Source organism: Methanobacterium sp., from assembly GCF_016217785.1.
Lineage (GTDB): Archaea > Methanobacteriota > Methanobacteria > Methanobacteriales > Methanobacteriaceae > Methanobacterium.
This window is the reverse complement of the sequence record NZ_JACRGA010000025.1, coordinates 301,462-325,904: the sequence shown is the minus strand read 5'-3', so window position 1 is coordinate 325,904 and position 24,443 is coordinate 301,462. Positions and strand designations below refer to the sequence as shown.

Below are 24,443 nucleotides of genomic sequence, written 5' to 3'. Positions count from 1 at the left end.
CTAATTAGAGAAACTAACCCTTTCAAACTTCTCCAGTTTGTCCAGTGGCTTGGTGGCATCCACCCCTACCTTGGTGGTTGTTCCATCTGGCTTGGCACAGGGATCAAGGGATGATCCACGAGCTCCGGGAACGATTAGTATGTCATCATCACCTTTCACCCTGGTAGCGAGAGCATATTCCACATCCTCAGCATCGAAGATGTCGATGTCCTCATCAACAACCACACAATGTTTAAGTGAAGGATGTGCGGCCAGTGCCGCCATTATAACGTTTTTACCATCACCCTGAGTTTGTTTCTGGATAGAGACTGCTGCGTGTAACCAGCAGCATCCCCCTTCAGTTAGAGCTACGTTTTTCACAGTGGGGACAGTGTTTTGAACGGAATTGAATATTCTTGGCTCCTGTGGAAGGCCCTGTAGTAGTTTGTGCTCGAAACCTGCTGGCATTATGGCATGGTACATTGAATCAGACTGGAAGTGCATCCGGTCCAGTTCGATCACTGGTTCCATTCGCACCACATCGTAGGTGTCGGTTAAATCAACAAATGGTCCTTCTTCAGCCCTTTCATGTGGCAACATCCGTCCTTCAAGGAGTATTTCACATTCAGGAACCTCCAGATCCACTGTTTCACATTTTATGAGCTTCATTTCTCCATGGTGGAAATTGTTGGCCACTTCCAGTTCATCCACGTTAATGGGCACCGAAGTAGTGGTAGCCAACAGGGTGGCTGGGTGCATTCCAATGGCAATTGCCAGTTCCAAAGGTTCATCAAGGGCTTCTGCCCTCTGGTGATAAGTATAGAGATGTCGTGGCACAATACGGGCAGTTAGCCTATCCTTATCCAATACGAGCATGCGGTGGATGGAGGCATTTCGAACACCAGTTTCCGGATCCTTGGCAATGATCACCCCCGAAGTGATATAGGGCCCACCATCACGTGAATAATAGGTTAGTACTGGAAGTTCGGTGAGATCAGCGGTTTTGGAAATATCAAAACTATCCTGTGGACTTTTAAAATCGTTAATAGGAAGGGGATTGTTAATTGCCCCCATTATTTTCTGAGTAATTCCAGCTACATCAGTGTTTAGGGCCCTGGCAATCTTTTCACGGGTGTTGCATATCCCAGATATGACTTTCATGTCTGATTCACGGATGTTTTCCATTATGATAGTGTCTTTCGGATTTTTTTTCAGAAATTCAGCGGCTTCAAGGTTAACCGAAACTTTTTCATCAATTTTAATAGTGTTAAAGTCTTTTTCAAGAGTTTTCAAGAATCCTCGCATAAATTCACCAACCATTTCATTTGATAATAGTTACCATAAACAATATCAAGAATATTAGGAGAATTAAACCCCAGACATAATTCGCGGGGCATAAAAATCTGTTTGTAGAACAAGTTTCCCTTGTTCCCCCTTTATTTTTCTTTTCTTTCATAACTTCACAGTAGATCTTTAAATTATTATTAAGATATATTATGGACTAATTTGGAATATATTTATTGATATTCAATGCCAGATTGCATCTACGATATGTGTAAAAATTATGTTAAAAATAGTACACGTATAAAAAGAATCACCTATTGAACATCTTTATACTGTAATCATTATATTAACAATTTAAGCCATTTTATTTGAATAAACAGCTATTTGAATAAACAGCTATTTGAATAAACAGCTATTTGAATAAACAGCTATGATGAGTCATGTTTGTAAATATAACTCCCATAAAATCCTTACTTCCACAAAATCCTTTAAAAAATTATTGGAGGAGGAATATTGGATTTTGAAAAACTTGTCATCTTTTGCAGTTAATGTTACCCTTAAATCTGAGCAAATCTTTCTTTATCCTACTATCACCTATACCCAGCATTTCAGCAGCGAGTATAGCAGCATTACCCCCCGAATCCACACCCATGGTGGCTACTGGAACTCCCGGAGGCATGTTCACCATGGATAACAGAGCATCTATCCCCTCCATCTTAATTGAACAGGGAACCCCTATGACTGGTTTTTCAGTGTAAGCCACCACCGCACCGGTAACATGGGCTGAAAGACCTGAAATGGCAATGAAAACATTGGCATCTCTATTTCTCTTCATGAAATTTTCAAATTTATCAGGAGATCTGACTGGTGATACCACCGAAGAGTCATAGGTGATGTTGAGTTTATCCAGAAACATTGTGGTCTTCTTGGCCACCTTAATATCACTGTAACTTCCGGATATCACTGCCACTTGAGGCGGAATGATACCCTCCCTCAGTTTACCAGGGTGGGTTGTAGCCTTCGTCTCTTTTCCCTCTAGATTTTCATTTTGGGATTCTACTTCTTCTTGTTCATCTGAATCTGGGCTGATTTTAGAATAATATTTCCCATTCATCTGGAGGAAAAGTTTTTCCTCATCTTCAGCTATCTTTGAGTGAAAATCCCTGCGGAAAGAGGATAATCTTTCCCGAACATCTGCATCATCAATGCCTATTATTTGAGCTGCCAGTATAGCTGCGTTTTCACCCCGGTCAATCCCTACAGTTGCCACTGGTGCGCCTAATGGCATCTGGACTGAGGCAAAAAGAGCATCCAGCCCAGCCACTTTAACATCCACCGGGACCCCAATAACTGGTTTATGAGTAATCCCGGCTATGATTCCAGGAAGATGGGCTGATAGTCCGGCTATTCCTATAAAAACTTCGACTCCATTTTTTGCTGCCTTTGTAACTATTTTTTTCACTTTTTCATGGGTACGGTGGGCTGATGCCACCCTGAGATCATAGTATATTCCCAGTTTTTCCAGGATTGAGGTGGCCTTTTCAGCAATTTTAAAGTCTGAAGCACTGCCCAGTATGATCATAACCTTTGGTTCCATTATAAACCTCACTTTTTAGTATCAATATAATAGGGAATCGATGTGACCCTTTTACACATAACAATATGCTTAAACTGATAATAAAAGTTTTAGTAAAATGAACTATTAAAAAAAGGAGAAACCTTAATATAATCTTATATAAGTTAGTTTAGGTAATTAGTTGTATAGAATTAGAGGTGTAATATAAGTGTCTTGGATTATTCTATTATTTGTCCTGTTCATCGCTTCGGTGAAAACCAGGAGTTCAAAAAAACCAATGACCGTTTCGGTCATATTACCAGCTTACAATGAGGAAAAAACAGTTGATAGTGTAATAAAAACTGTTAAAGCACTTAATTATATTGACGAGATCATCGTGGTTAACGATGGTTCCCTGGACGCCACTGAACAAGTGGCAAAAGAAGCAGGAGCCACAGTTATAAGCCATACCAAAAATCGAGGAAAAGGTGCTGCTATAAAAACCGGGTTTAAAAATTCTAAAGGAGACATAGTGGTATTTATAGATGCGGACCTCCAGAAATTAGTCCCTAAACAGGTGGATAAGATGATCCAACCTATCCTCAATGGTGAAGCCGATGTTACCAAGACCAAATTCAAAAGAGAAGCCGGTCGAGTTACAGAGTTAACCGCCAAACCTCTATTAAGCTTTTTCTTCCCTGAAATCAGGTTTGAACAACCCCTGAGTGGTCAGTTTGCCGCTAAAAGATCATTCCTGAATAACATCCAGCTAGAAGATGATTACGGTGTGGATGTAGGAATTGTTCTGGACGCCGATGTAATGGGAGCACGGGTTAAAGAGGTGGATATTGGTAACATCAGCCATTCCATGTCTTCCCTGTACGAACTGAACATCGTGGCCACAGAAGTAGTGCGAACCATTGTGGACCGAGCCAACAGTTATGGTAGAATAACCATGATCGACACCCTTGGAAAATCCATAAGAATGGCTGTTTTGGGCCTTTCACTGATAACTTTAGGATTTTTCTTTGTGTTCTTCATCAGAATCCGTCCATCATACGTGGCCCTGTACCTGGGATTGGCCATAATCATAATTGGAATTATAATTGCCGCTTACTATATCATTAAGATCATTAGAGCATCGATTAAAACTATTTTACGGCCGGATGGTAAGTCCCGGAATCTGAAATCGTTTTTCTACATGCATTCTCCCCTGATAGTTTCCGCCCTCATCATGTTTGCTGTGCTCTTCACCATGTTGGGCTCGGTGCACGTGGATGAAGGTAAGATATCCGTTGAACCTGCAGCCAGGAATGTGATATTCTGGAAGCAACCAGTGGAAAACCAGACCATCGACATCAGGGGGCCCTATACTGTGGATAGTGCCCTGGAAAATGAATTTTCTGTTATCAGAACACCACAGGACGCCCTGAATACATTGGAATTGGGTTATGGAGACACGGTCATCATCGGTGGGCAGAGTTATACTTTAAATCAAACCATTCCTGGGGAGGATAGTATAATGAGGATACCCTATAATGCCCGGATCGCCCTGGGGCTTAATGTGCGTGATGTTATCAGGGACACTGATCTGCGTAATTATTTCAAGGATATTTACGCTGAGAAAAACATTTCCCTGAGTACATCCAACATAACCGCTACAGAGGGAATTATAATCAAAAACACGGCAAGTGATGCTAAAACCATCAACCTCTATCTTAACAACGAAAAGATCGGTACAACCACAGGGATACTCAAGGATGGAACCTATAAAATCTATTTAAATGGTTATTTGTATAAAACCATCCAAGTAGATAATGATAGCTCCCAGAATACATTCCTGGTGACTAAAGGGAATAATGTGGTGAAAATTGAGGTTGCTGGAGATGCCAAGTCCAGTGCAGAGTTCCCCACTTCCGATAAGGGAATTTTGTTCTACTTCAACCTCCCCAGCGGTTAAATTAAATATTCCTTTATTAATTTATTTTTTAACAGATCATGGCATTAGGAATATAACAGGCCACTAATTCAGAAAATAATATTAAATAAGGTATAATGCCAAAATAGGAATATTAAAGTTAAAAAAATAGTAATATAAAAAAATAGTAATCAAAGCATTGTAGAAGTAAACAGATTTACTTAATAATATACTTTCACTGCCTCTTCAATGTCATTGTACATCCCTAAAGCAGCCAATGCACCAATTTTTCCCTGAGAACCGGTAACTTCCACCATTTCCACTCCCACATCTTGCGCCACTTTTTCAGCTTCTTCCACGGTTAGCATGGATTTTTTAGCAGCCTCAGAATATGATCGGAGTTTTCTTGGGACATCTAGACCTTGAAGAACAGCAATTGAAGTTTTATCAGACAAAGTATCTTTTTTCAGTAATTCAACTACCTTCCGAATCAGCCCATCCTTTTCTCCAGGTTTCACTGCGAATACTAGGGCTATGGCCACACAGTTCTGGGTTTTGTTGGGATTATGAGGATATAATTGTACTGTAATATGATCCAGATATTGATATCCCTGACGGGCGAGTTCTGCCCCAACATTATGAGCTAATGTCCACGTGGCACCCTCGTCTTTGGTGTCAGTATCATCAATACCAATAATCACTTTTTCCATTCGAGGAGTGACTACAGTGGCTCTTCCCACCTTGGATCCTCCCCCAATATCCTGAAGTTCTACCCTCAACACCCCCTCTGCCATTCCCCGGCACATTGCTGCCCCTACACCAGCACCGGCCAGTCCAGCATGGACCACTTTAACTTCATCCCCCTCAACAGAGACTTCTTCAATTCCTGCTGCGTGTAAACTGGGTTTGAGACTTAAATTAGATTTACCCATTTTTACCAGGAATGTGTGTCTGTTACCATCTCTTTTAGCTTTTAATACTATGTCACTGCTGTGCTGGTACTGGTAGATCATCCACTGGGATCCGGATATGCAGGGATGGTACTCCACAATCTCCACCAGATCATCATTTACCATGGTGAGGACTTTCTGGTAGGGTGCAACCCAGGGGTCCTGGAATTTATCTTTTAAGTCACGGGGGGTGAGTATTTCCATAAAATTTCTCCAAAAAAATTATTAAAATTATTAGATCCTGTATTATAACTTTTGATTTAGATTACATGAAAAAATAATAGAAATAATTGGATAAATTTAATCCAACTATTTAAGCCGTTCAGTCATTTTCACTACGGCTTCTACGGCACGTTTGGCGTATTCAACCCTCTGATGGGCTTCTAAACGGGTCATGCCAGGTCCGGTGATTCCCAGCCCCACTGGTTTATCGTATTCCAGTGCTAGATCTGCAATTTTACGGGAAGCATGCTGAACAACGATTTCATCGTGGGAGGTAGCGCCTTCAATAACCGCTCCCAGAGTAACCACTGCATCAATATCATCCTGTTCTAAAAGCTTTTTTATGGCCAAAGGCATGTCAAAAACACCAGGAACAGTTATTACTTCAGTTATTTCTGATTCTAAAAATTTAGCATGTTCTTTTGCTAATTCTAACATCATATGAGTGATGTCATAATTAAATTCTGCAACTACGGCACCTATTCTAACTTTTACCATTATTTAATGCCTCCATTATAATTTTTAGCTGAAAATGATCTTCATTCATCTTCCACATACAATTAAATTTTTGATCTTCACTCGATCTTCACAATACGAGTTAACCAAATATAATAATTATATATAAGCTATGATAGCAGCTACTGAGCTGGTAGTCATGATTATTATTATAAAAATGGCTATCCATTGAGGTCTGGTCATTTTGTTTCGTCTCCCTTTATTCTAAGTTATACCAGGAATTTGGAAACTTTTTTGAGAGTTTCAACCAATATTTCTAGTTCTTCCCGAGTATTGTAGTAATGTATGGATGCCCTAACGGTTCCACCCAACTCATAAGCCCCTATATGCCTCATTGATGGTATTGCACAGTGAAAACCGCTCCTGACACATATGGATCTACTCTCATCCAGTATCTTGGCCAGGTCATGGGGGTTTATATTATCTATATTGAAGGAAACAATACCATAAATATTTTCTGGACTCCCATAAACAGTGACCTTCTCCAGATCAAGGATCTCCTGGTACATGAATCTGGTTAGTTTTTGACTGTGTTTCTCTATTTTATGCATCCCAATCCTTTTCAGGTAGTCTATGGATGCTCCCAGGCCAATGCACCCAGCAATATTTTGAGTTCCCGCTTCAAAGCAATATGGAGCTTCGGTGAGTTTAAAATCATCTTCAGTGACCTGGTCAACTGTTCCCCCTCCCAGGTTAAGGGGTTGCAATTTTTCCTGTGCATTCCGGGTGCAGTACAGAAATCCGGTTCCAACTGGACCTAACAATCCTTTATGACCAGGGAAAGCAATAAAATCAGCCCCTAACTTTTTCACATCAACACTAATATGCCCGGCAGATTGGGCGACATCAACCAGGTAAAGTGCTCCAGTTTTATTGGCTATTTTGGCTATTTCCTCCACGGGTTGTACCGAACCAATGGAATTGGAGATATGGGTGATACTTATCAGTCGCGTGTTTTCATCAACCGCCTTTTCAACTGCATCTGGATCAACAACTCCGTTTTCATCTGCATTTACAACCCTCAATTCCACTCCTTTACTACGCAGATTAAGCCAGGGTACCAGGTTAGAGTGGTGTTCAATGTTAGGGACCACAATGTTATCCCCCTCCTCAAATTCCAGACCATGAGCTACCATGTTTATGGCTTCAGTAGTGTTTTTGGTGAAAATAATCTCATCAGGATGGGAATTCACAAATCTGGCAATCTTCTCCCGTGCTTCATCCAGTTTATGGGAGGCCTTAACCGCCAGCCGGTAAGCACCTCTGCCAGTGTTGGCATTGTAGTTGTAGAAATAATCACACATGGCATCCACTACTGGTCGGGGTGTGGGGGTGGTGCTGGCAGCATCAAGATATATGACATCTTCCAGTAAGGGAATATCCCTTCTTACATCGGCTGTTTTCATAATATGCCCTGAAATTTCCTTTAATTAATTATAATATGATTTAAATAGTATATAAAAATTTAAAATATAATTAAAAAAATATTTTTCCAATGAGTTAGATTATTCTAAGGATAATATTGAATTCTAAGGATAAATATGGCAAAAAGAATAAAAAAAGGAATAGATTAAAGGTAGGCATTGAAAACAGTTACCTACACTTAGTAGAGGGTGTCTTATTCTTCCAGTTTCTTTCTGACTTCTGCAGCCATTTCCATGGTGGATGCATTACCACCAAGATCACCGGTCACCATTTTGCTTTCTGCCAGGACTTTTACCAAGGCATTTTCAAGTTTGCGGGCTGCATCGTTTTCTTCCAGGTAATCCAACATTAAAACTGCGGATAATATCATGGCAGAGGGGTTTGCAGTTCCTTTACCGGCATGATTTGGTGCTGATCCATGTACTGGTTCAAACAATCCCTGGTTTTCTCCGATATTGGCTGATGGGATCAACCCCAGTCCACCCACCAGTCCTGCACCTTCATCAGACAGTATGTCTCCGAAGAGGTTGGTGGTTACAATCACATCGAACATTTCTGGTTTGGTGATGAAGAACATGGCAGTAGCATCCACGTAACGGTCATCCAGTTCCATGTCAGGATAATCTTCGGCTACTTTGTAGAATGTCTCTTTGAAGAGCCCATCTGTTTTTTTGAGGACGTTTGCCTTGTGTACCGCGGTTACTTTATCCCTGCCTGTTTTTTTAGCATATTCGAAGGCAAATTTGCATATCCTCTCAGAAGCCTTTCTGGTGACCACTCGAAGAGCAGTTGCCCCCTCCTCAGTTTCCTCTTCCAGACCTATGTATAATCCTTCTGTATTTTCACGGACTATGACAAAGTCCAGGTTATTGAAAATGGATTTAGTGCCAGGGTAAGATTTAACCGGCCGGAGGTTCACGTACAGATCGAGTTCCTGCCTCATTTTAACGATTACATCAGCGGCTGATTCCCCTGCAGCCCCAAATAGACATGCCTGGGATGCTTTAACTATGTCCACTGTTTCCTGAGGTAATGCCACCCCTGTTTTCTCCATATGCTCATCTCCAGCATCGGCGAAAGTATAATCAAATTCAACATCTACTGCTTCCAACACATGGAGGGTTGCTTCCATTACCTCTTTTCCAATCCCGTCTCCGGGTATAACTGCTATTTTATACATGCATAACACCTGTTATCTTTTTTAATGATTTGTTCTTAATTCAGTGACATTCGAATTTTAATAGTCTAAATCAAATCTTACAGCTTTTAATTGAATTAAACTGATTTAAATCTTAATTGATTCTTATAATCGAATTCATGTCAAAAAATTTTTTTACTAGTCCTTTATCTCGGCAAGATGGTTTTTCAGATAGCTGATTAACCCTCCTTCGTTCATGATGCCCATCATGAATTCAGGGAGAGGTTTTATTTCAAACTCTTTAGAGCTGTTTAAATCCCTTATAACCCCTTTATCTATGTCTATCTGGATTTCATCTCCTTCTTCGATATTTTTAGAAATACCTTTAGCCTCTATAAGGAGTAAGCCTATGTTTATGGAGTTTCTGTAGAATATCCTGGCAAATGATTCCGCTACCACTGCTGATATTCCGGCTCCTTTTATGGCAATTGGTGCGTGTTCACGGGATGATCCGCAGCCAAAGTTTTTCCCAGCCACTATGATGTCACCTTCTCCCACCTTTTTGGCAAAATCAGGATCGTGTCCTTCCATAACACATGCTGCGAGTTCTTTTTCTCCGGTTAACACCAGGTATCGGCCGGGAATTATTATGTCAGTGTCCACGTCATCAGGGAACTTCCAAACCTTTCCTTCAAGTACTTTGTCCATAATTACCACCTTCAACTATCTTATGTGATTAAATATCTTTAATTATCGATTGAAACTTTTAATAGCAATAAAATAAGGTTTCCTAACAGTGATTATCTTGGATCTGTTATTTCTCCTTTGATTGCGGATGCTGCGGCTACTGCGGCTGAACTCAGGTAAACTTCTGCTTCAGGGCTTCCCTGTCTACCCTTAAAGTTCCGATTGGATGTGGACAGGCTTACTTCTCCAGGTCCCAGGAGTCCTACATGACCACCCAGGCAGGGTCCACAACAGGGGTTGCACACTAGGGCACCGGCATCCACAAATATGTTCATTAAACCCTCATCCAGTGCCTGGCGGTAGATTTCACGGGAGGCAGGTATTACTAACATCCTAACATCAGAGGATACTTGTTTCCCCTTCAGGATTTCTGCAGCCACTTGTAGGTCATCAAGGCGTCCGTTGGTACAGGATCCTAGGAATACCTGATCTATAGGTGTTCCTTCTATCTCGCTCACTGGTTTTACATTGTCCACATTGTGGGGGCAGGCTATCTGTGGTTCCAGGTCATTTACATCCACGTACATGGTGGTAAGTGAATCTGCATCTTCATCAGTTGTGAAAGATTGGTAAGGTTTGTTGGTGCGTCCTTTCAGGTAGTTTTTGGTTTTTTCATCCACTTCCACCATTCCTGTTTTGCCTCCCATTTCTATGGCCATGTTACACAGTGCCATACGCTGGGATACAGACATGTTGCTGGTGGTTTCACCTCCGAATTCGCAGGCCTGGTAGGTAGCACCGTCGGCCCCTATCTGTCCAATGATGTTGAGAACCACATCCTTGGAGTAAACATGCTGGCCAAGTTTGCCTTCTATTTCGAATTTTATGGTTTCAGGTACCTTAAACCAGAGTTTTCCTGTGGCAAATACCATTGCCATGTCCGTTGATCCGATTCCAGTTGCAAATGCACCTAATGCTCCGTGGGTGCAGGTGTGGGAGTCTGTTCCTACAATTACCTCTCCCGGGATCACGTGTCCTTTTTCAGGTAGTACCTGGTGGCATACTCCTTCCCTAACATCGTAGAAATTCTTTATTCCCTGTTTTTCCACGAATTCTCTCATGAAAATATGGTTCTGGGCTGCTTCTAGGGAGTCTGCTGGTACCTGGTGGTCGAATAGAACCACAATTTTCTCAGGATCCCATACTTTTTCCACCCCAATTTTCTGGAATGATTCAACAGATAAAGGTCCGGTTAGATCATGAGTCATAGCCACATCTATGTTAGCCATGACAATATCTCCTGCACCTGTTTCCTTTAATCCTGCTGCTTTTGCCAGTACTTTTTCAGCCATAGTCATTGACATCTGCTTTCCTCCATTTATGTAATTTACAATTAATTTATCGGTTCAATTGCCCCTATTCATGAATTTAAATCAATAACTTCAACTTAGGAATATGATCAGTTGTTTTTATTTCGAATAGAGCTATAATTCAGAAATTGTTATTTTATTTACAATTTTCACGAAATTTTCAACTTCTTCAGGGTTTAAAATCTTTGAAATCTTTTTTATCGTGTTTTTATGGACTTGTTTGTGCATTTCCATTATCTGGTTGCCTTTGGGTGTTAACTGCAGAGAATAGAAACGTTTGTCCTGGTTGGATTGGATTTTGTTTACAATTCCCAGATCAATTAACTGGTTGATGGCTATTGATACCGTTGATTTTTTTACGTCCAGTGTTTTTGCTAGTTCAGAAACGCTTATTCCCTGGTTTTTATCGATTAATTCTATGTAGTAAAGTTGTCTGAGAGTGTATTCTTTTAAATCTCCACTTCGAAGTTGTGTTTGGAATTTTCTCATTAAATCGCTAAGTTTATCCATTGATTCTACCAGTTCAAGCTCCTTATTCATAGGTTATCACCTGTCAAGTAAATAGTTTTATCTAACTAACTATTATATATAGTATTCCATGTGCTCCCAAAGAAATTTTCATAATATTTAACCCAGATATGACAATCCAGAACCAGTATCATTACTTCTCAAAAGCTCGGACTAATCACATTATATAATATAGATAAAAAATACTGAATGATGACCAACCCAATGTAGTAATAAAATATATATATAATGTAATACTAACTGTATATTGAATATGATAGATGATTTAATAATATGACCTGAGAGAATATTGATGAGGGAATAAAATGAGGGAAATGAGCCAAGAGATAAAGGATGAATATGAGAAAATCAAGGACAAAATCTCATATGAAGACTTCCTGAAAAAAATGGAAGAATATAAAAAAGAAAACGCAGATGTAAGCTTTATCGACGACATTAGCATAGCCCATATGGTGGTAGGGGACTATATTACCGAAAAAAACGAGCCCACTGAAGAAGTAAAGGATTTATGGAAGATAAAAGATTTAGAAACCGGCAAACAACACATAAACCTACTGGGAAGGGTAATGAGCATTTCCAACGTTAAAAAATTCACCAGTAAGAAAGGTAGAGAAGGAAAACTAGCAAACCTGATCCTTGCAGATGAGACCGGTAGAATAAGAGTTGTTTTTTGGACTGAAAACATCAAATTAATGGATAAATTCCAGGAAGGGGATGTGGTTCAAATCAATGACGTGGAAGTGAAACAGGGATTTCGGGATGATGAAACCCACCTTAACATACAATCCTCCCTAGAAAAATTGGACCCAACGGATTACCCTGATTTACCCCCATATAACGATAAAATAACTCCTTTGAGTGAAATTAAAGGAGATATGGAAGTAAACGTGGTTGCACGTGTCATTAGAATTCCCAGGATAAGGTCCTTTGATCGTAACGGCAGAGATGGTAAAGTAGCCTCCCTGGAACTGCAGGATAAAAGTGGTAGCATGCAATTCACCCTGTGGAACAAAGACACCAACCTCATCGATGATCTGGATCTAAAAGAAGGGGACGCAGTCAGGATACTGGGAGCTCAGAGCAGAGTTCGTAATGGAGAAGTATCCTTAAGCCACTCCTGGATCGGTAGAATTGTAAAAGGAGACTTTGATGTTCCAGAATATCAGGAAGATATTCTCAAAATCGGAGACGCCCATGAAATGAGAAATGTTACCCTGATAGGATTGGTGAGCAAAGTTTACGATACCATAACCTTCGAACGAGACGATGGGACCACTGGAAAAGTGAAATCCATGGAATTAGAGGATGATACAGGTGCTATTCGTCTTACCCTGTGGAATGAAGACACTGAAATCGATGTTAAAAAGGGAGACATCCTGAAAATCATCGGAGGGAACATTGAATTCGATGATTATTCCGGCACCAACTACCGGGTGAACACCAACTGGAACACCAAACTCATCATTAATCCCCCAATAGACCAGGAAATGAAAGATAAACTGAATGAAGTTGGTAAATACCTAAAACCAATGAAAATCAATGACTTAAATAAAATAGAAGATGATGGGGAAGAAGTGGATATCATTGGACGTGTGGTTAACCTATATGAACCCAACGAGTTTCAGCGAGACGATGGCACCACCGGCATGGTGAGAACGGCAGAAATTGCCGATGACTCTGGAATGGTACGGGTTTCTCTGTGGGATAATAAAGCAGAACATCAAATGAAAGAGGGAGATGCCCTGAAAATTGAGAATGCACGCACACGTCTGGGAGATTACCAGGTAGATCTCAGTGTGGGTAAAACTTCCCGACTCATTGAACCTACAGAAGAAGAGATAAAAGACCTACCATCTCTAAAAGATGTTGAATCAATGATCTATCAGAGTAAGAAGATCAAAGAGCTGGCTGAAGGGGACCGGGATGTGAGCATCTTCGGCCGTGTTTTAAGTATGGGAGAACCCACCCAGTTCACCAAAAGTGATGGCAGCGCAGGCATAGTCCGTTCCATGGAGATTGCCGACGACACTGGGGTGATTCGAGCTTCACTCTGGGATGATCAGGCCAACACATCATTTAAAGAAGGCGAAGCAGTCAAAATTGATAATCCAAGGGTTAATATGCGAAATGATCGTGTTGAGCTCAGTGTAGGTAGAACGACTATGATAACTAAACCCGCTGAAGACGAAACATCCGTTCCCAGCTTGGATGAGATAGAAGGAAAACTATATCCCTCCAAAAATATTGGAGATATTGAAGAAGGGAACCAGAGCATAAAGGTAACTGGAGAAGTAGTAGACATCCGTGGTAACAAAATACTCTTTGAAATGTGTCCCAACTGTAATAAAAGAGTCAACTGGGCGGAAGATGGTTATATCTGCGACATCTGTGGTGAAAAAATCGAAAAACCTAACATGTTGATGATTATCAGCCTCATGTTGGAAGATGACACTGGCACTATAAGTATCACCTTCTTCCGTAAGGCAGCCGAAGAAATTCTGGGCATGACCACCACCGAAGCCGAAGAAATCATTGCCACCACTGGAGATGAGGGATCCCTGGAGGAAAAAGTGGGGGATCTGGTGGGTAGACAGATCACCGTGATCGCAGATGCAAGTTTCGACGAATATAACGAGGAAGTGCGTTTAAACGCCAGGAAAATGGTGGATGTTAAACTTTAATTACTTAGTAATGGAAAATAAAGTATTGACTAACAATACTTTTAATCCATTCAAAAACACCCTTTATAAGAAAGATTTAAATTAATTAAACAAGTTCAAAGGAGATTAACATGGTGGAACTGGAAGACTTACCCAATGTGGGAGAAAAAACCGCACAAAAATTAAGAGATGCTGGTTTTGCAGACATGATGCGGCTGGCAACAGCCACCGCCAAGGAACTCAGTGTTAAAGCTGAAATTGGTGAAGGAGTTGCAGAAAAAGTCATCGAAGCTGCTCGTAAGGCAGAACAGATTGACTTTGAAACAGCCCTGGATGTGATGGAACGCAGGAAAGACGTGGGCCATATAATCACAGGGAGCACAGGTTTAGACGAGTTAATTGGTGGCGGAATAGAAACACAGGCCATAACCGAGGTTTTCGGAGAATTCGGATCCGGTAAAAGCCAAATATCTCATGAAATTGCAGTGACAGTGCAGTTACCTCCAGAAAAGGGAGGTTTATGTGGAGAATGTGTTTTTATTGACACCGAAAATACATTCCGACCGGAAAGGATAAAACAGATAGCAGAAGGGTTCACTTTAGATGTAGAGGAAGTTCTAGGGAAGATCCACATCGCCAGGGCATTTAACTCCAGCCATCAGATACTCATGGCCGATAAGGTCAACGAACTCATACAATCAGGTGTGAATATTCGTCTGGTGATTGTTGATTCCCTTACTGCTCATTTCCGTGCAGAATACGTGGGAAGAGAGTCCTTGGCCACCCGGCAGCAGAAACTGAACCAGCACCTGCACACCCTGCAGAACATAGCCAACACATACAACGTGGCAGTCTTTGTAACCAACCAGGTGCAGGCCCGTCCAGACGCATTCTTCGGAAGTCCCACCAAGGCCATTGGAGGACACGTACTGGGACACGCCTCCACCTACAGAATATGGCTCAAGAAAGGGCTGGCAGGTAAACGTATTGCCAGGTTAGTGGACAGCCCTCATCTGCCTGAGGGTGAAGCTGTGTTCAAGGTAGTTACCGAAGGGGTTGTTGATTAGCCATTTTATGAGTGATCCATTCCCTTTCTCATTTTTTTTATATTTTAAATAAAAGTTTAAGTCCTTATTTAGCTGTTTTAAACTCTTAAAAATAAATTTTAACCCGTTATCCAGATAATTTTTCTTATAATTCTATTCCTAATTTTCTAATTCCTTAAATTTAATGATGAATACAGTACCATAATCCCAACGTCCAGATTCAACTTTCACAGACTTGGATCAGCAACGTAAGTATGGAAGAGATCTATGGTCAAGGGCGCGAATTATAATCCCCACGAATATAATCCCCAACAATTAATCCTTTTGAGATCAGTGCATCTGTACAAACCTTCATGAATAATACCATAGATTTAGCACGATTCTGGCTCAACGAAAGTAAATATTATAACCCTGTCTTTATCATATTCGAATCCAAAAACTGTATCGTTGTTTAATATCTGAAACAATAATTCAATGTTGATAATTTACCAGAACACTGCAATAAGCAGATAATGTACATATATAATTAATATTGTAGATCAATAAGCTATAAATGGGTGAAAACTGCTAACTAACATAATACTCGCGAATTATGTGGAAAAAAATTCTACTATATAAACCTTGTTTAAAAATTTTAATAGAAAACTTTATCCGTATAATAGATACAACCCTAGACCATAAGATTAGTTAACTATCACAATGTGGAAAAATAGGTGATCTAATTGGCAGATGAAAATAAGCAAGAAGCAACTGAAGAACCAAAAATCGGAGTCTACACATGTCACTGTGGTATCAACATCGGTGGAGTCATTGATATTGAAGCAGTGAAAGAATACGCAGCAACCCTGCCCAACGTAGTAGTATCCGAAGAATACAAATACTTCTGTTCCGACCCTGGACAGGACATGATCCAACAGGATGTTAAAGATGGTAAAATTAACAGAGTAGTGGTGGCAGCATGTTCACCCCGACTTCACGAACCAACCTTCCGAAGGTGTATCAGAGAAGCCGGACTTAACCAATTCCTTTTCGAATTCGCTAACATCAGGGAACACGATTCCTGGGTACACATGGGCGAACCAGAAGCAGCAACCGAAAAAGCCAAAGATCTGGTAAGAATGGCTGTTGCTAAAGCTCGACTCCTAGAACCACTAGAAGCTGAAAAGGTTTCTGTGGACAACAAAGCTCTGGTTATAGGTGGAGGAGTAGCTGGTATCCAGTCCGCACTCGACCTGGCTGACATGGGATTCAAAACTTACCTGGTGGAAAAACAACCCACCATCGGTGGACGAATGGCACAACTGGACAAAACATTCCCTACCCTTGACTGTTCCATGTGTATTCTAGCTCCTAAGACTGTGGACGCTGGTAAACACGAAAACATCGAACTCATCTCTTATGCTGAAGTGAAAGAAGTTCACGGTTACATTGGTAACTTCCAAGTAGTAATTGAAAAGAAACCACGATACGTCATAGAAGACATCTGTACCGGTTGCGGAAGCTGTTCCGAAGTATGTCCAATTGAAATGCCCAACTACTTCGACGAAGGTATGGGTATGGTCAAAGCAACATTCATCCCATTCCCACAAGCCGTACCACTGGTAGCCACCATAGACAAAGATTACTGTATCGACTGTAAGCTTTGTGACCAGGCCTGTGGAAATGGAGCCATAGACCACGACCAGAAAGCGGAACGTATCGAAATCGACGTGGGTACCATTATCGTAGCCACCGGTTACGACCCATACGACCCAAGTGAGAAGAAAGAATGGTCCTACACCGATGCTGAAAACGTTATCACCGGTTTAGAACTGGAAAGGTTAATCAACGCATCCGGTCCTACCATGGGTAAAGTTCTAAAACCATCCGATGGTGAAAAACCCAAGAGTGTGGCCTTCATCCAGTGTGTGGGTAGTAGGGACGCTCAAATCGACAAACCATACTGTTCCCGTGTGTGCTGCATGTACGCCATGAAAAACGCACAGCTCATCAAGGACAAAATGCCTGACACCGATGTAGCAATCTACTACATGGATATCAGAGCATTCGGTAAAGGATTCGAAGAGTTCTACCAGAGATCCCAGGAAAAATACGGAATCAAATTCATACGCGGACGACCAGCTACCGTCCTGGTGAACCCAGACGATACACTAACTCTCCGTGCAGAAGACAGCCTACTGGGAAAAGTCACTGAGTACAACTACGACATGGTAGTTCTCTCAGTTGGATTAGAACCACCAGAAGGAGCCGAAGAACTCAGACAGACTTTAGGTATATCCAAATCTGCAGACGGATTCCTCATGGAAGCTCACCCCAAACTCCGACCTGTGGACACCCTCACTGACGGTATTTTCCTGGCTGGTGTATCCCAGGGACCTAAAGATATTCCTGACGCTGTGGCCCAGGCTTCTGGTGCCGCTGCACGAGCAGCAATACCAATGGTCAAAGGTGAAGTGGAAATCGAGCCAATCGTTGCAGTGGTCGACTCCGATGTCTGCGGTGGATGTGAAGTATGCTTAGAGCTATGTCCATTCGGAGCCATTGAAAGGAAGGACGAGAAAGCAACTATTAACATCGCACTGTGTAAAGGATGTGGAACCTGTGTAGGTGCCTGCCCATCCGGTGCAATGGACCAGCAGCACTTCCGAACTGGCCAGATATTCGCCCAGATCGAAGCTGCCCTAGATTCAGGTAAATAAGGGTAAACACCCTTCTTTAACCTCTTTTTTATTTTTATAATACTATTTAAAGAATTATTTTTAGATTTAACGGATTATAATTGTTTAATCTGTCAATACTATCCTCATACCTTACTATTATCCCTTCTAATCAATCTAAAACTATAAAATTTTCTCCTAAATTCCATAATAAATTATGCAAAAACTCCCCATACCCTGAAATAATACAGTTAATGAATTTTTTTATTTCAAAAAGAAAGGGGGATTAAGTATGGAGTACCATGAACTGGGTAAAAAACTAAAAACCATTCTTAAACTGGAGAGGGAACCTGTTGCTATGAAATGGGTTTCCAGAAAACCTCGAAATATTCCCAAAGAAGAAGAAAAATCAAGATTCTGCACTAAACTGGACAAGGCTATGAATGAAGAGGTATTTTATTCCACTGCTGATGAAGAAGAATGTATGGGAGGTCAGAGGTACACTGGTATGAAAGACCCAAAAGAATTCCCTAAAAACATGCGCAGTGGCTCATTTTTAGTTCCTGCAGGAGTATATAAAAGCATACCTGCAGTGCAACGGTCATGGAAGGGGAATAGGGCTGTTGAACCTGGAATATTTAATGCCATAATATTCGCACCCCTAAAAAAGGCAGATTTTGAACCTGATGTAATATTCATCGTTGCAAATTCAAAGCAGGGAATGGAAATTCTTCATGCTAACGCCTATGACTCCGGATCTCATGGATTGGGGGCTGATTCTGGCCCTATCTGTAGTTCAATGGCTGCCATACCCTATCTCACTGGTAAAGTAACCTATGGTTTCGGCGATATTGGCTCCAGGAACAACATGGATCTCCAGGATGAAGAGATCATGGTTAGCATTCCCTCAACTGATCTGGAAAGGATCATCCGAAACCTGGAGGAAATGAAAACCAAACCGTTTTTCAGGGAAAATAACTCATAAAATGATTAAATTAAAATAACCCATTTAAAATCTTTTTAATATTCTTTTAATTATTGGTGAGGAAGATTGGAAAGTATTTATATTGCCTCAATTTTATAGTTCCTTATACCAAACCCGCTAACGTGAGATCATACCCTGATTTGGCCGGGAGGAAAATAATGTCAGATAATGAAAAATACGCCCAGGAAATAAAGGATATTACCAAAAAGCATCACGAATGGATGAAAAACAGTATAAATCTCATTGCCAGTGAGAACATCACCAGTATCAGCGTCAGAGAAGCACTGGCTACTGATCTTTCCCACCGGTACGCAGAAGGACTGCCCTGCCACCGATTGTATGAGGGATGCCAGTACATCGATGATATTGAAAACCTCACCGTTGACCTGTCCAAACAGTTGTATAATGCAGAACACGCTAATGTACAACCCATATCCGGCGTAGTTGCCAATATGGGCTCTTTCTTCGCATTAGCCAATCATGGTGACAGAATGATGGCCCTGGAAGTTCCAGTTGGTGGACATATTAGCCATGCCAATGTGAGTGCAGCTGGTATTAGAGGGCTTAAAGTATCACCCCACCCCTTCGACGAAGAAAGGATGAACATAGACGCGGATGCCATGAAAAAGGAAATACTCGCCATTAAACCCAAAATAGTCCTTTTAGGCGGTAGCTTATTCTTATTCCCCCACCCTGTGGAAGAAGCCCGTGAGGCAGCAGAGGAAGTGGGAGCCAAAGTAATGTATGATGGTGCACATGTTCTGGGACTCATTGCCGGAGGCCAGTTCCAGGATCCATTGAAAGAAGGAGCAGATTTGCTGGTGGGAAGTACCCACAAGACATTCCCAGGACCACAGGGAGGTATAATTCTCTGTAAAGAAGAGATAAGTAAAAAAATTGATGACGCTGTCTTCCCTGGTGTGGTAAGTAACCATCACCTGCATCACCTGGCTGCCCTGGGCATAGCCACTGCAGAAATGGCAGAGTTCGGAGAAGCCTACGCCAAACAGATCATTGCCAATGCAAAGGAACTGGCACAGAACTTCCATGAACTGGGTTTCAAAGTACTATGTGAAGATCTGGGGTTCACTGAATCCCACCAGGTAGCCATGGACATGTCCAATATTGGAAAAGCCTCCAAGATGGCCAAAGACCTGGAAGCCAATAATATAATCCTCAACAAGAATCTCTTACCCTGGGATGATGTTAACCGCTCCGATGATCCCTCAGGTATAAGAGTGGGAACACAGGAGTTAACTCGCCGTGGATTAAAGGAATCACACATGGCCGAAGTTGCTGAACTTATTAAAAAGGTAGTTGTTGATGGTAAAGAAGTTAAAACTGAAGTATCTGAATTTATAACTTCTTTCGACACTGTTCATTACGCATTCCGTGGTGACAGAGCCTACGACTACATAGAATTTTAAGTAATATGGAGTAGCATCCTCGTCCTATGAATTTGTGAATATACAGTTGCTGTTTACAGAATAGGTCAGGATGGTAACAAGAGGATGGCTATGAAAATCGCTTGGGCTTTCACTGGAGCAGGCCACCTGCTCAGAGAAAGTGTGGAAGCACTGGAAGAGGTTACAGGGAAACATCAAGTAACTGTACTGCTTTCCGGTGCAGGGGAAGAAGTACTGAAGATGTACGGCCTTTTTGACCGTGTTAAATCAGTTACGGGTGGTTATTATCAGGAATTGGTTCTGGAAAAGGATCAGATGTGGAGTTATCCCATATCTGGCCGTTTTTCCCTGGGGAGATATGATTTGTTGATTGTTTCTCCCACAACCTCCAACACCATTGCCAAACTGGTGTATGGAATCGCTGATAGTCTGGTGACCAATGTTGTGGCCCAGTCAGGTAAAGGAAAGATAAAAACCCTGCTAGTACCTGTGGATCTGGAATCCGGAGACTTGGAAACAGTTCTCCCATCCAAACTGGAGTTGGATCTCTGCCAGAACTGCACTACCTGCGAGGCTGCAGCAGCATGCCCCCCTGATGCCATCACCCCCGGAGTGGAGATCAACCTCTTGAAATGCCAGGGGTGCTCCGCATGCCAGGTTGCATGCCCTTATGGGGCGGTAAGCGGAGGTAGCATAATCACTATCCACATGCGCGAAATTGACGTGGAAAACAGTAGGAAACTCCGTGGGCTGGAAGGAGTGAAAGTTCTAAAAGACCCATCAGACATTTTAACCCATCTATAACTTAAACAAATTCTAAAATTCTATTTTATTCCTATTCATTCTTTATATTCTAATTTTCAAAATTAATTAAGGATCAAACAACATAATTATACCAGTGAAATACATTATTTGAAGTTCGAATTCATGTGACAAACAGGACACGGGGGTATAATTTTGGTTGAAGAACATAAAAGAATTGATTTTCTAGTTGAAGAACTAAAAAGTGATGATTGGGTGGTTCGTGAAGATGCTGCCGAACTTTTAGGGGAAGTTGGGGAGCCAAATGCCGTGGAACCTTTAATAAAAGCTCTGGAAGATGAGGATTGGCATGTGAGGGAGGCTGCTGCCTTATCCCTGGGAATATTCGAAGATGAAAGGACTGTGGAACCTTTGATTAAACTCATGGATGATGACAAAGCCAATGTAAGATACGGAGCTGCTATCAGTCTCTCCATGATAGGTGACCAACGAGCAGTGGATGTGCTGCAGAAGGCAACTGAAGATGAAAACTCTGTGGTCCGTAAAGTCGCTATAGTAGCCCTTAAAGAGGTTAAAAATCGCCTGTAAACATTTTATAATTAATCCATAATTAGGAGGGGAAACATGGAAGACAATGTGCAGAAAGCTATATTCAGCCTTTTAGAAAAATATGCCAAAGCATACCAGGACAAAGATCTTGATGGAATTTTAAAACTCTTTGAAGACAGTGCTGACTTGGTAGTAATTGGAACCGGATACGATGAATGGATCAAAGGCTATGAAAATCTACAATACGGATTCGAGAGAGATTTCAAACAAGCCGATAATATAAATGTTAAATTCAGGAACGTTACCATCTCATCCACAGATAATGTGGCTTGGATATCTGCCCACATGAATGTGGATGCCCGGGCGGATGGTCAGGACATTTATCTTCCCGGCCGTCTAAGTGCTGTTATTCTAAAAATCAACGAAAAATGGCTTTTCACACAATTACATTATTCTCTGCCTGCATCTGAACAGGAAGAAGGTAAAGCCTGGCCTGATATCTAAAAAAGGATTAAAAAGGATTAAAAAGGATTAAAAAGGATTAAAAAGGATTAAAAAATACCATAATTTTTTTAATCATCTTCCAGGAGATCCAGGAGGTAGGCGGTCATTTCTAACTCCTCCCTTGCAAGATAATCTTCCAACCGGTTTTTGGAATCTCCAGTGCCAAAGGGGTAGTACTCCTCTTCAAAATAAACATTCATGTACAATTCATTTCCCTTAATCGTAATTGGATCCTCCAGAAGCCCCTCCAGTTTATTCAACTCTTCCCCAGTGAGTCCGGTTACTTTGTAGGTCACATAGTACCTTTTCAAACTGTCCGAAAACCCATAATCTATAATTTTTACCTTTAACTGCAACATTCATCCCCCTCTGATTCTGATTCCAGTTATTTCCCATCAGTTACCCTATTTTTTATCCATTATTTATCTTACCTAACTTATTTTCCCATCTACCGTGAACTATCCATTATGCATTTATTTATTCATGCACTTTCACATGTGAAATCCAGTTCATCACCAATTTGGGTGTTGGATTCAGCCAGTTTACCTTTTTCCAGTTCAATAACATACCTGGCCGGTGCCACCGGAGTGTAAGTGGTCCACGGATCAAGGGTGACAGTATCCACCACTTTCATCGCAGAATCAGCAAATACAACATCCAATGGTATGCGCATGAAGAACATGTGAATGCCCGAAGCTCTTCGACTTCTATCTGATGGTAATTTTAGAATAAGCCCTCTTTCAAGATTTTTTACCATCATTAATCCCTTGAAACGGGAGAAAAAACTGTCGGCCACATCTGCATTTCCCAGGTTGGTGCCCTTAGTTTTATTTACTATAAATACATAACTCATAAAGATAGATTTAACCTAATCATTATAATAGGTTTTTATAGGTTTGAGGGATCTTATATGAGAAATATTATTGTTGAAGAGCTTATTCAGAAGCCCATTGAAGAACAAGAAATAGAAATCGTTGAAAGGAAGGGTATCGGTCACCCGGACAGTATCAGCGACGGAATAGCAGAATCAGTTAGCCGTGGCCTGTGCATCGCTTACTTAGATCATTTTGGTGGTGTCCTGCACCATAACACCGATGAAGTGCAGATAACTGCCGGTGAGTCTTATCCTGAATTCGGTGGAGGAGACATAATAAAACCCATGGACATCCTCCTCACCGGAAGAGGAGTCCCAGAATATGAAGGGAAAAAGATCGGTATCGACAGAATAGCCATCAAAGCAGCCAAGGAATATCTTAAAGAGACACTGATCAACCTGGACGTGGAGACCTGCACCGTTGTGGAGTGCAAAATCGGACATGGTTCCGGAGACCTGGTTGATGTTTTCGGAAGGGAAGGAACCCCCAAATCCAACGATACTTCCTTCGGAGTTGGTTTCGCACCATTTTCCGAAACCGAACGAATGGTAATGGCCATTGAAGAACTCCTGAACTCCAAAGAATTCAAAAAGAAATATCCTCAGGTTGGAGAGGATATTAAGGTAATGGGGCTTCGAGACCGTGACCAGATCACCCTCACAGTGGCTGTGGCAATGATCTCCAAGTACGTGGATGGTGCTCAAACCTACATGAACACCAAGGAAGAGCTTAAGGACATCATCACCAACCTGGCCTTAGAACACACCTCAAGGGATGTGGAAACCTTCATAAACACCGCAGACAACCCTGACTGCGAATCAGAGGAGGGTTACTATCTTACTGTAACCGGTACCTCTGCAGAGATGGGAGATGATGGATCTGTGGGTCGTGGGAACCGTGCTAATGGACTGATAACCCCCAACAGGCCAATGTCAATGGAGGCCACCTCTGGTAAAAACCCAATAAATCATGTTGGTAAAATATACAACCTTTTATCTAACCAGATGGCCAATGACATAATTAAGGAAGTGGAAGGAGTTAATCAAGCCCATATGATGATATTAAGCCAGATTGGATCCCATATTGACCAGCCTAAAGCTGCCAGTGCTCAGCTCATCCTGGAAAAAGGTTACCAGATGAGCGAGGTTCGCAGCGAGGTTCAAGGTGTTATGGACACCTGGCTGGCTGACATAAACAAGATAACTGAGATGTTAATTAAGGGAAAACTTAGAACTTTCTAAAACCCTTTTCATCCTTTTATTTTTATTTAATATTTCCAATTATTGTTTTATTTTTGAATTAACTTTATCTAGAGTTTTTTTATGGTACCTATCACTGTCAACTCCCCCACCATTGACCATACCAATTATATAAAATGATATAAAAGGCTTATAACAAAGTTTGTTATGAGTAGATCATTATGTTGA

21 protein-coding genes are annotated in these 24,443 nt (G+C 41.4%); 10 read left to right on the top strand and 11 right to left on the bottom strand.

Going from position 1 to position 24,443, the window contains the following annotated elements:
- Window positions 1-1,284 carry a UbiD family decarboxylase gene (locus HY987_RS10810; protein WP_292758429.1) on the bottom strand — a complete coding sequence of 428 codons (1,284 nt, stop codon included), beginning with the start codon at window positions 1,282-1,284 and terminating at the stop codon, window positions 1-3.
- Between the two features lie 511 nt (window positions 1,285-1,795).
- Window positions 1,796-2,860, bottom strand: coding sequence for a 5-(carboxyamino)imidazole ribonucleotide mutase (purE, locus tag HY987_RS10805; protein ID WP_292758427.1), 1,065 nt, complete (start codon window positions 2,858-2,860; stop codon window positions 1,796-1,798).
- Window positions 2,861-3,047: 187 nt separating this feature from the next.
- Between purE and HY987_RS10800 the strand changes: the two genes are divergently transcribed.
- A complete protein-coding gene (locus HY987_RS10800) occupies window positions 3,048-4,778 on the top strand; it encodes a glycosyltransferase (protein WP_292758425.1) in 1,731 nt (576 codons plus the stop codon).
- Window positions 4,779-4,957: 179 nt separating this feature from the next.
- Here HY987_RS10800 and mmp11 read toward each other — a convergent pair whose 3' ends face one another.
- The 7 genes from mmp11 to HY987_RS10765 form a co-directional block, all read right to left on the bottom strand.
- Window positions 4,958-5,890, bottom strand: a complete 933-nt coding sequence (gene mmp11 / locus HY987_RS10795; protein ID WP_292758423.1) for a methanogenesis marker protein 11 — start codon at window positions 5,888-5,890, stop codon at window positions 4,958-4,960.
- Between the two features lie 105 nt (window positions 5,891-5,995).
- On the bottom strand, window positions 5,996-6,406 hold the full coding sequence (gene ribH / locus HY987_RS10790) for a 6,7-dimethyl-8-ribityllumazine synthase (RefSeq protein WP_100905336.1): 411 nt from the start codon (window positions 6,404-6,406) through the stop codon (window positions 5,996-5,998).
- Window positions 6,407-6,633: 227 nt separating this feature from the next.
- Window positions 6,634-7,830, bottom strand: a complete 1,197-nt coding sequence (locus tag HY987_RS10785; RefSeq protein ID WP_292758419.1) for an aminotransferase class V-fold PLP-dependent enzyme — start codon at window positions 7,828-7,830, stop codon at window positions 6,634-6,636.
- Window positions 7,831-8,042: 212 nt separating this feature from the next.
- The gene (locus tag HY987_RS10780) at window positions 8,043-9,029 is read right to left on the bottom strand and encodes an isocitrate/isopropylmalate family dehydrogenase (RefSeq protein WP_292758417.1); all 987 of its coding nucleotides are present in this window, start codon (window positions 9,027-9,029) and stop codon (window positions 8,043-8,045) included.
- A gap of 156 nt (window positions 9,030-9,185) precedes the next feature.
- Window positions 9,186-9,695: a 3-isopropylmalate dehydratase small subunit gene (locus tag HY987_RS10775; RefSeq protein WP_292758415.1), complete on the bottom strand. Its 510-nt coding sequence runs from the start codon at window positions 9,693-9,695 to the stop codon at window positions 9,186-9,188.
- Between the two features lie 92 nt (window positions 9,696-9,787).
- Complete coding sequence (hacA, locus tag HY987_RS10770) at window positions 9,788-11,038, bottom strand: homoaconitase large subunit (protein WP_292758413.1); 1,251 nt, start codon at window positions 11,036-11,038, stop codon at window positions 9,788-9,790.
- Window positions 11,039-11,158: 120 nt separating this feature from the next.
- Complete coding sequence (locus HY987_RS10765) at window positions 11,159-11,584, bottom strand: MarR family transcriptional regulator (protein WP_292758411.1); 426 nt, start codon at window positions 11,582-11,584, stop codon at window positions 11,159-11,161.
- A gap of 293 nt (window positions 11,585-11,877) precedes the next feature.
- Between HY987_RS10765 and HY987_RS10760 the strand changes: the two genes are divergently transcribed.
- The 8 genes from HY987_RS10760 (at window position 11,878) to HY987_RS10725 (ending at window position 22,141) form a co-directional block, all read left to right on the top strand.
- Window positions 11,878-14,253, top strand: coding sequence for an OB-fold nucleic acid binding domain-containing protein (locus HY987_RS10760; RefSeq protein WP_292758410.1), 2,376 nt, complete (start codon window positions 11,878-11,880; stop codon window positions 14,251-14,253).
- Window positions 14,254-14,363: 110 nt separating this feature from the next.
- Complete coding sequence (gene radA / locus HY987_RS10755; RefSeq protein WP_292758408.1) at window positions 14,364-15,299, top strand: DNA repair and recombination protein RadA; 936 nt, start codon at window positions 14,364-14,366, stop codon at window positions 15,297-15,299.
- A gap of 701 nt (window positions 15,300-16,000) precedes the next feature.
- On the top strand, window positions 16,001-17,977 hold the full coding sequence (locus HY987_RS10750) for a CoB--CoM heterodisulfide reductase iron-sulfur subunit A family protein (RefSeq protein WP_292758406.1): 1,977 nt from the start codon (window positions 16,001-16,003) through the stop codon (window positions 17,975-17,977).
- A gap of 250 nt (window positions 17,978-18,227) precedes the next feature.
- Window positions 18,228-18,920: a DUF169 domain-containing protein gene (locus HY987_RS10745; RefSeq protein ID WP_292758404.1), complete on the top strand. Its 693-nt coding sequence runs from the start codon at window positions 18,228-18,230 to the stop codon at window positions 18,918-18,920.
- A gap of 158 nt (window positions 18,921-19,078) precedes the next feature.
- Entirely contained in the window at window positions 19,079-20,347 is a 1,269-nt protein-coding gene (glyA, locus tag HY987_RS10740) for a serine hydroxymethyltransferase (RefSeq protein WP_292758402.1), read from the top strand.
- Window positions 20,348-20,437: 90 nt separating this feature from the next.
- Window positions 20,438-21,130, top strand: a complete 693-nt coding sequence (locus HY987_RS10735; protein WP_292758400.1) for a dihydromethanopterin reductase (acceptor) — start codon at window positions 20,438-20,440, stop codon at window positions 21,128-21,130.
- A gap of 153 nt (window positions 21,131-21,283) precedes the next feature.
- Window positions 21,284-21,676, top strand: a complete 393-nt coding sequence (locus tag HY987_RS10730) for a HEAT repeat domain-containing protein (RefSeq protein WP_292758398.1) — start codon at window positions 21,284-21,286, stop codon at window positions 21,674-21,676.
- 36 nt (window positions 21,677-21,712) lie between these two features.
- On the top strand, window positions 21,713-22,141 hold the full coding sequence (locus HY987_RS10725; protein ID WP_292758396.1) for a nuclear transport factor 2 family protein: 429 nt from the start codon (window positions 21,713-21,715) through the stop codon (window positions 22,139-22,141).
- A gap of 68 nt (window positions 22,142-22,209) precedes the next feature.
- Here the strand turns inward: HY987_RS10725 and HY987_RS10720 are convergent, their stop codons facing one another.
- Window positions 22,210-22,500 (bottom strand): DUF5750 family protein, encoded by a 291-nt coding sequence (locus HY987_RS10720; protein WP_292758394.1) that lies wholly within the window; start codon window positions 22,498-22,500, stop codon window positions 22,210-22,212.
- Window positions 22,501-22,622: 122 nt separating this feature from the next.
- On the bottom strand, window positions 22,623-22,994 hold the full coding sequence (locus tag HY987_RS10715; protein WP_292758392.1) for a DUF192 domain-containing protein: 372 nt from the start codon (window positions 22,992-22,994) through the stop codon (window positions 22,623-22,625).
- Window positions 22,995-23,051: 57 nt separating this feature from the next.
- Between HY987_RS10715 and HY987_RS10710 the strand changes: the two genes are divergently transcribed.
- Window positions 23,052-24,257, top strand: coding sequence for a methionine adenosyltransferase (locus HY987_RS10710; protein WP_292758390.1), 1,206 nt, complete (start codon window positions 23,052-23,054; stop codon window positions 24,255-24,257).
- Window positions 24,258-24,443: the final 186 nt, after the last annotated feature.

Bases quoted from the DNA above. Each gene is read 5' to 3' on its own strand.
- HY987_RS10810 (WP_292758429.1), bottom strand. From the start codon at position 1,284: ATGCGAGGATTCTTGAAAACTCTTGAAAAAGACTTTAACACTATTAAA.
- purE (WP_292758427.1), bottom strand. From the start codon at position 2,860: ATGGAACCAAAGGTTATGATCATACTGGGCAGTGCTTCAGACTTTAAA.
- mmp11 (WP_292758423.1), bottom strand. From the start codon at position 5,890: ATGGAAATACTCACCCCCCGTGACTTAAAAGATAAATTCCAGGACCCC.
- ribH (WP_100905336.1), bottom strand. From the start codon at position 6,406: ATGGTAAAAGTTAGAATAGGTGCCGTAGTTGCAGAATTTAATTATGAC.
- HY987_RS10785 (WP_292758419.1), bottom strand. From the start codon at position 7,830: ATGAAAACAGCCGATGTAAGAAGGGATATTCCCTTACTGGAAGATGTC.
- HY987_RS10780 (WP_292758417.1), bottom strand. From the start codon at position 9,029: ATGTATAAAATAGCAGTTATACCCGGAGACGGGATTGGAAAAGAGGTA.
- HY987_RS10775 (WP_292758415.1), bottom strand. From the start codon at position 9,695: ATGGACAAAGTACTTGAAGGAAAGGTTTGGAAGTTCCCTGATGACGTG.
- hacA (WP_292758413.1), bottom strand. From the start codon at position 11,038: ATGTCAATGACTATGGCTGAAAAAGTACTGGCAAAAGCAGCAGGATTA.
- HY987_RS10765 (WP_292758411.1), bottom strand. From the start codon at position 11,584: ATGAATAAGGAGCTTGAACTGGTAGAATCAATGGATAAACTTAGCGAT.
- HY987_RS10760 (WP_292758410.1), top strand. From the start codon at position 11,878: ATGAGGGAAATGAGCCAAGAGATAAAGGATGAATATGAGAAAATCAAG.
- radA (WP_292758408.1), top strand. From the start codon at position 14,364: ATGGTGGAACTGGAAGACTTACCCAATGTGGGAGAAAAAACCGCACAA.
- HY987_RS10745 (WP_292758404.1), top strand. From the start codon at position 18,228: ATGGAGTACCATGAACTGGGTAAAAAACTAAAAACCATTCTTAAACTG.
- glyA (WP_292758402.1), top strand. From the start codon at position 19,079: ATGTCAGATAATGAAAAATACGCCCAGGAAATAAAGGATATTACCAAA.
- HY987_RS10735 (WP_292758400.1), top strand. From the start codon at position 20,438: ATGAAAATCGCTTGGGCTTTCACTGGAGCAGGCCACCTGCTCAGAGAA.
- HY987_RS10725 (WP_292758396.1), top strand. From the start codon at position 21,713: ATGGAAGACAATGTGCAGAAAGCTATATTCAGCCTTTTAGAAAAATAT.
- HY987_RS10720 (WP_292758394.1), bottom strand. From the start codon at position 22,500: ATGTTGCAGTTAAAGGTAAAAATTATAGATTATGGGTTTTCGGACAGT.
- HY987_RS10715 (WP_292758392.1), bottom strand. From the start codon at position 22,994: ATGAGTTATGTATTTATAGTAAATAAAACTAAGGGCACCAACCTGGGA.
- HY987_RS10710 (WP_292758390.1), top strand. From the start codon at position 23,052: ATGAGAAATATTATTGTTGAAGAGCTTATTCAGAAGCCCATTGAAGAA.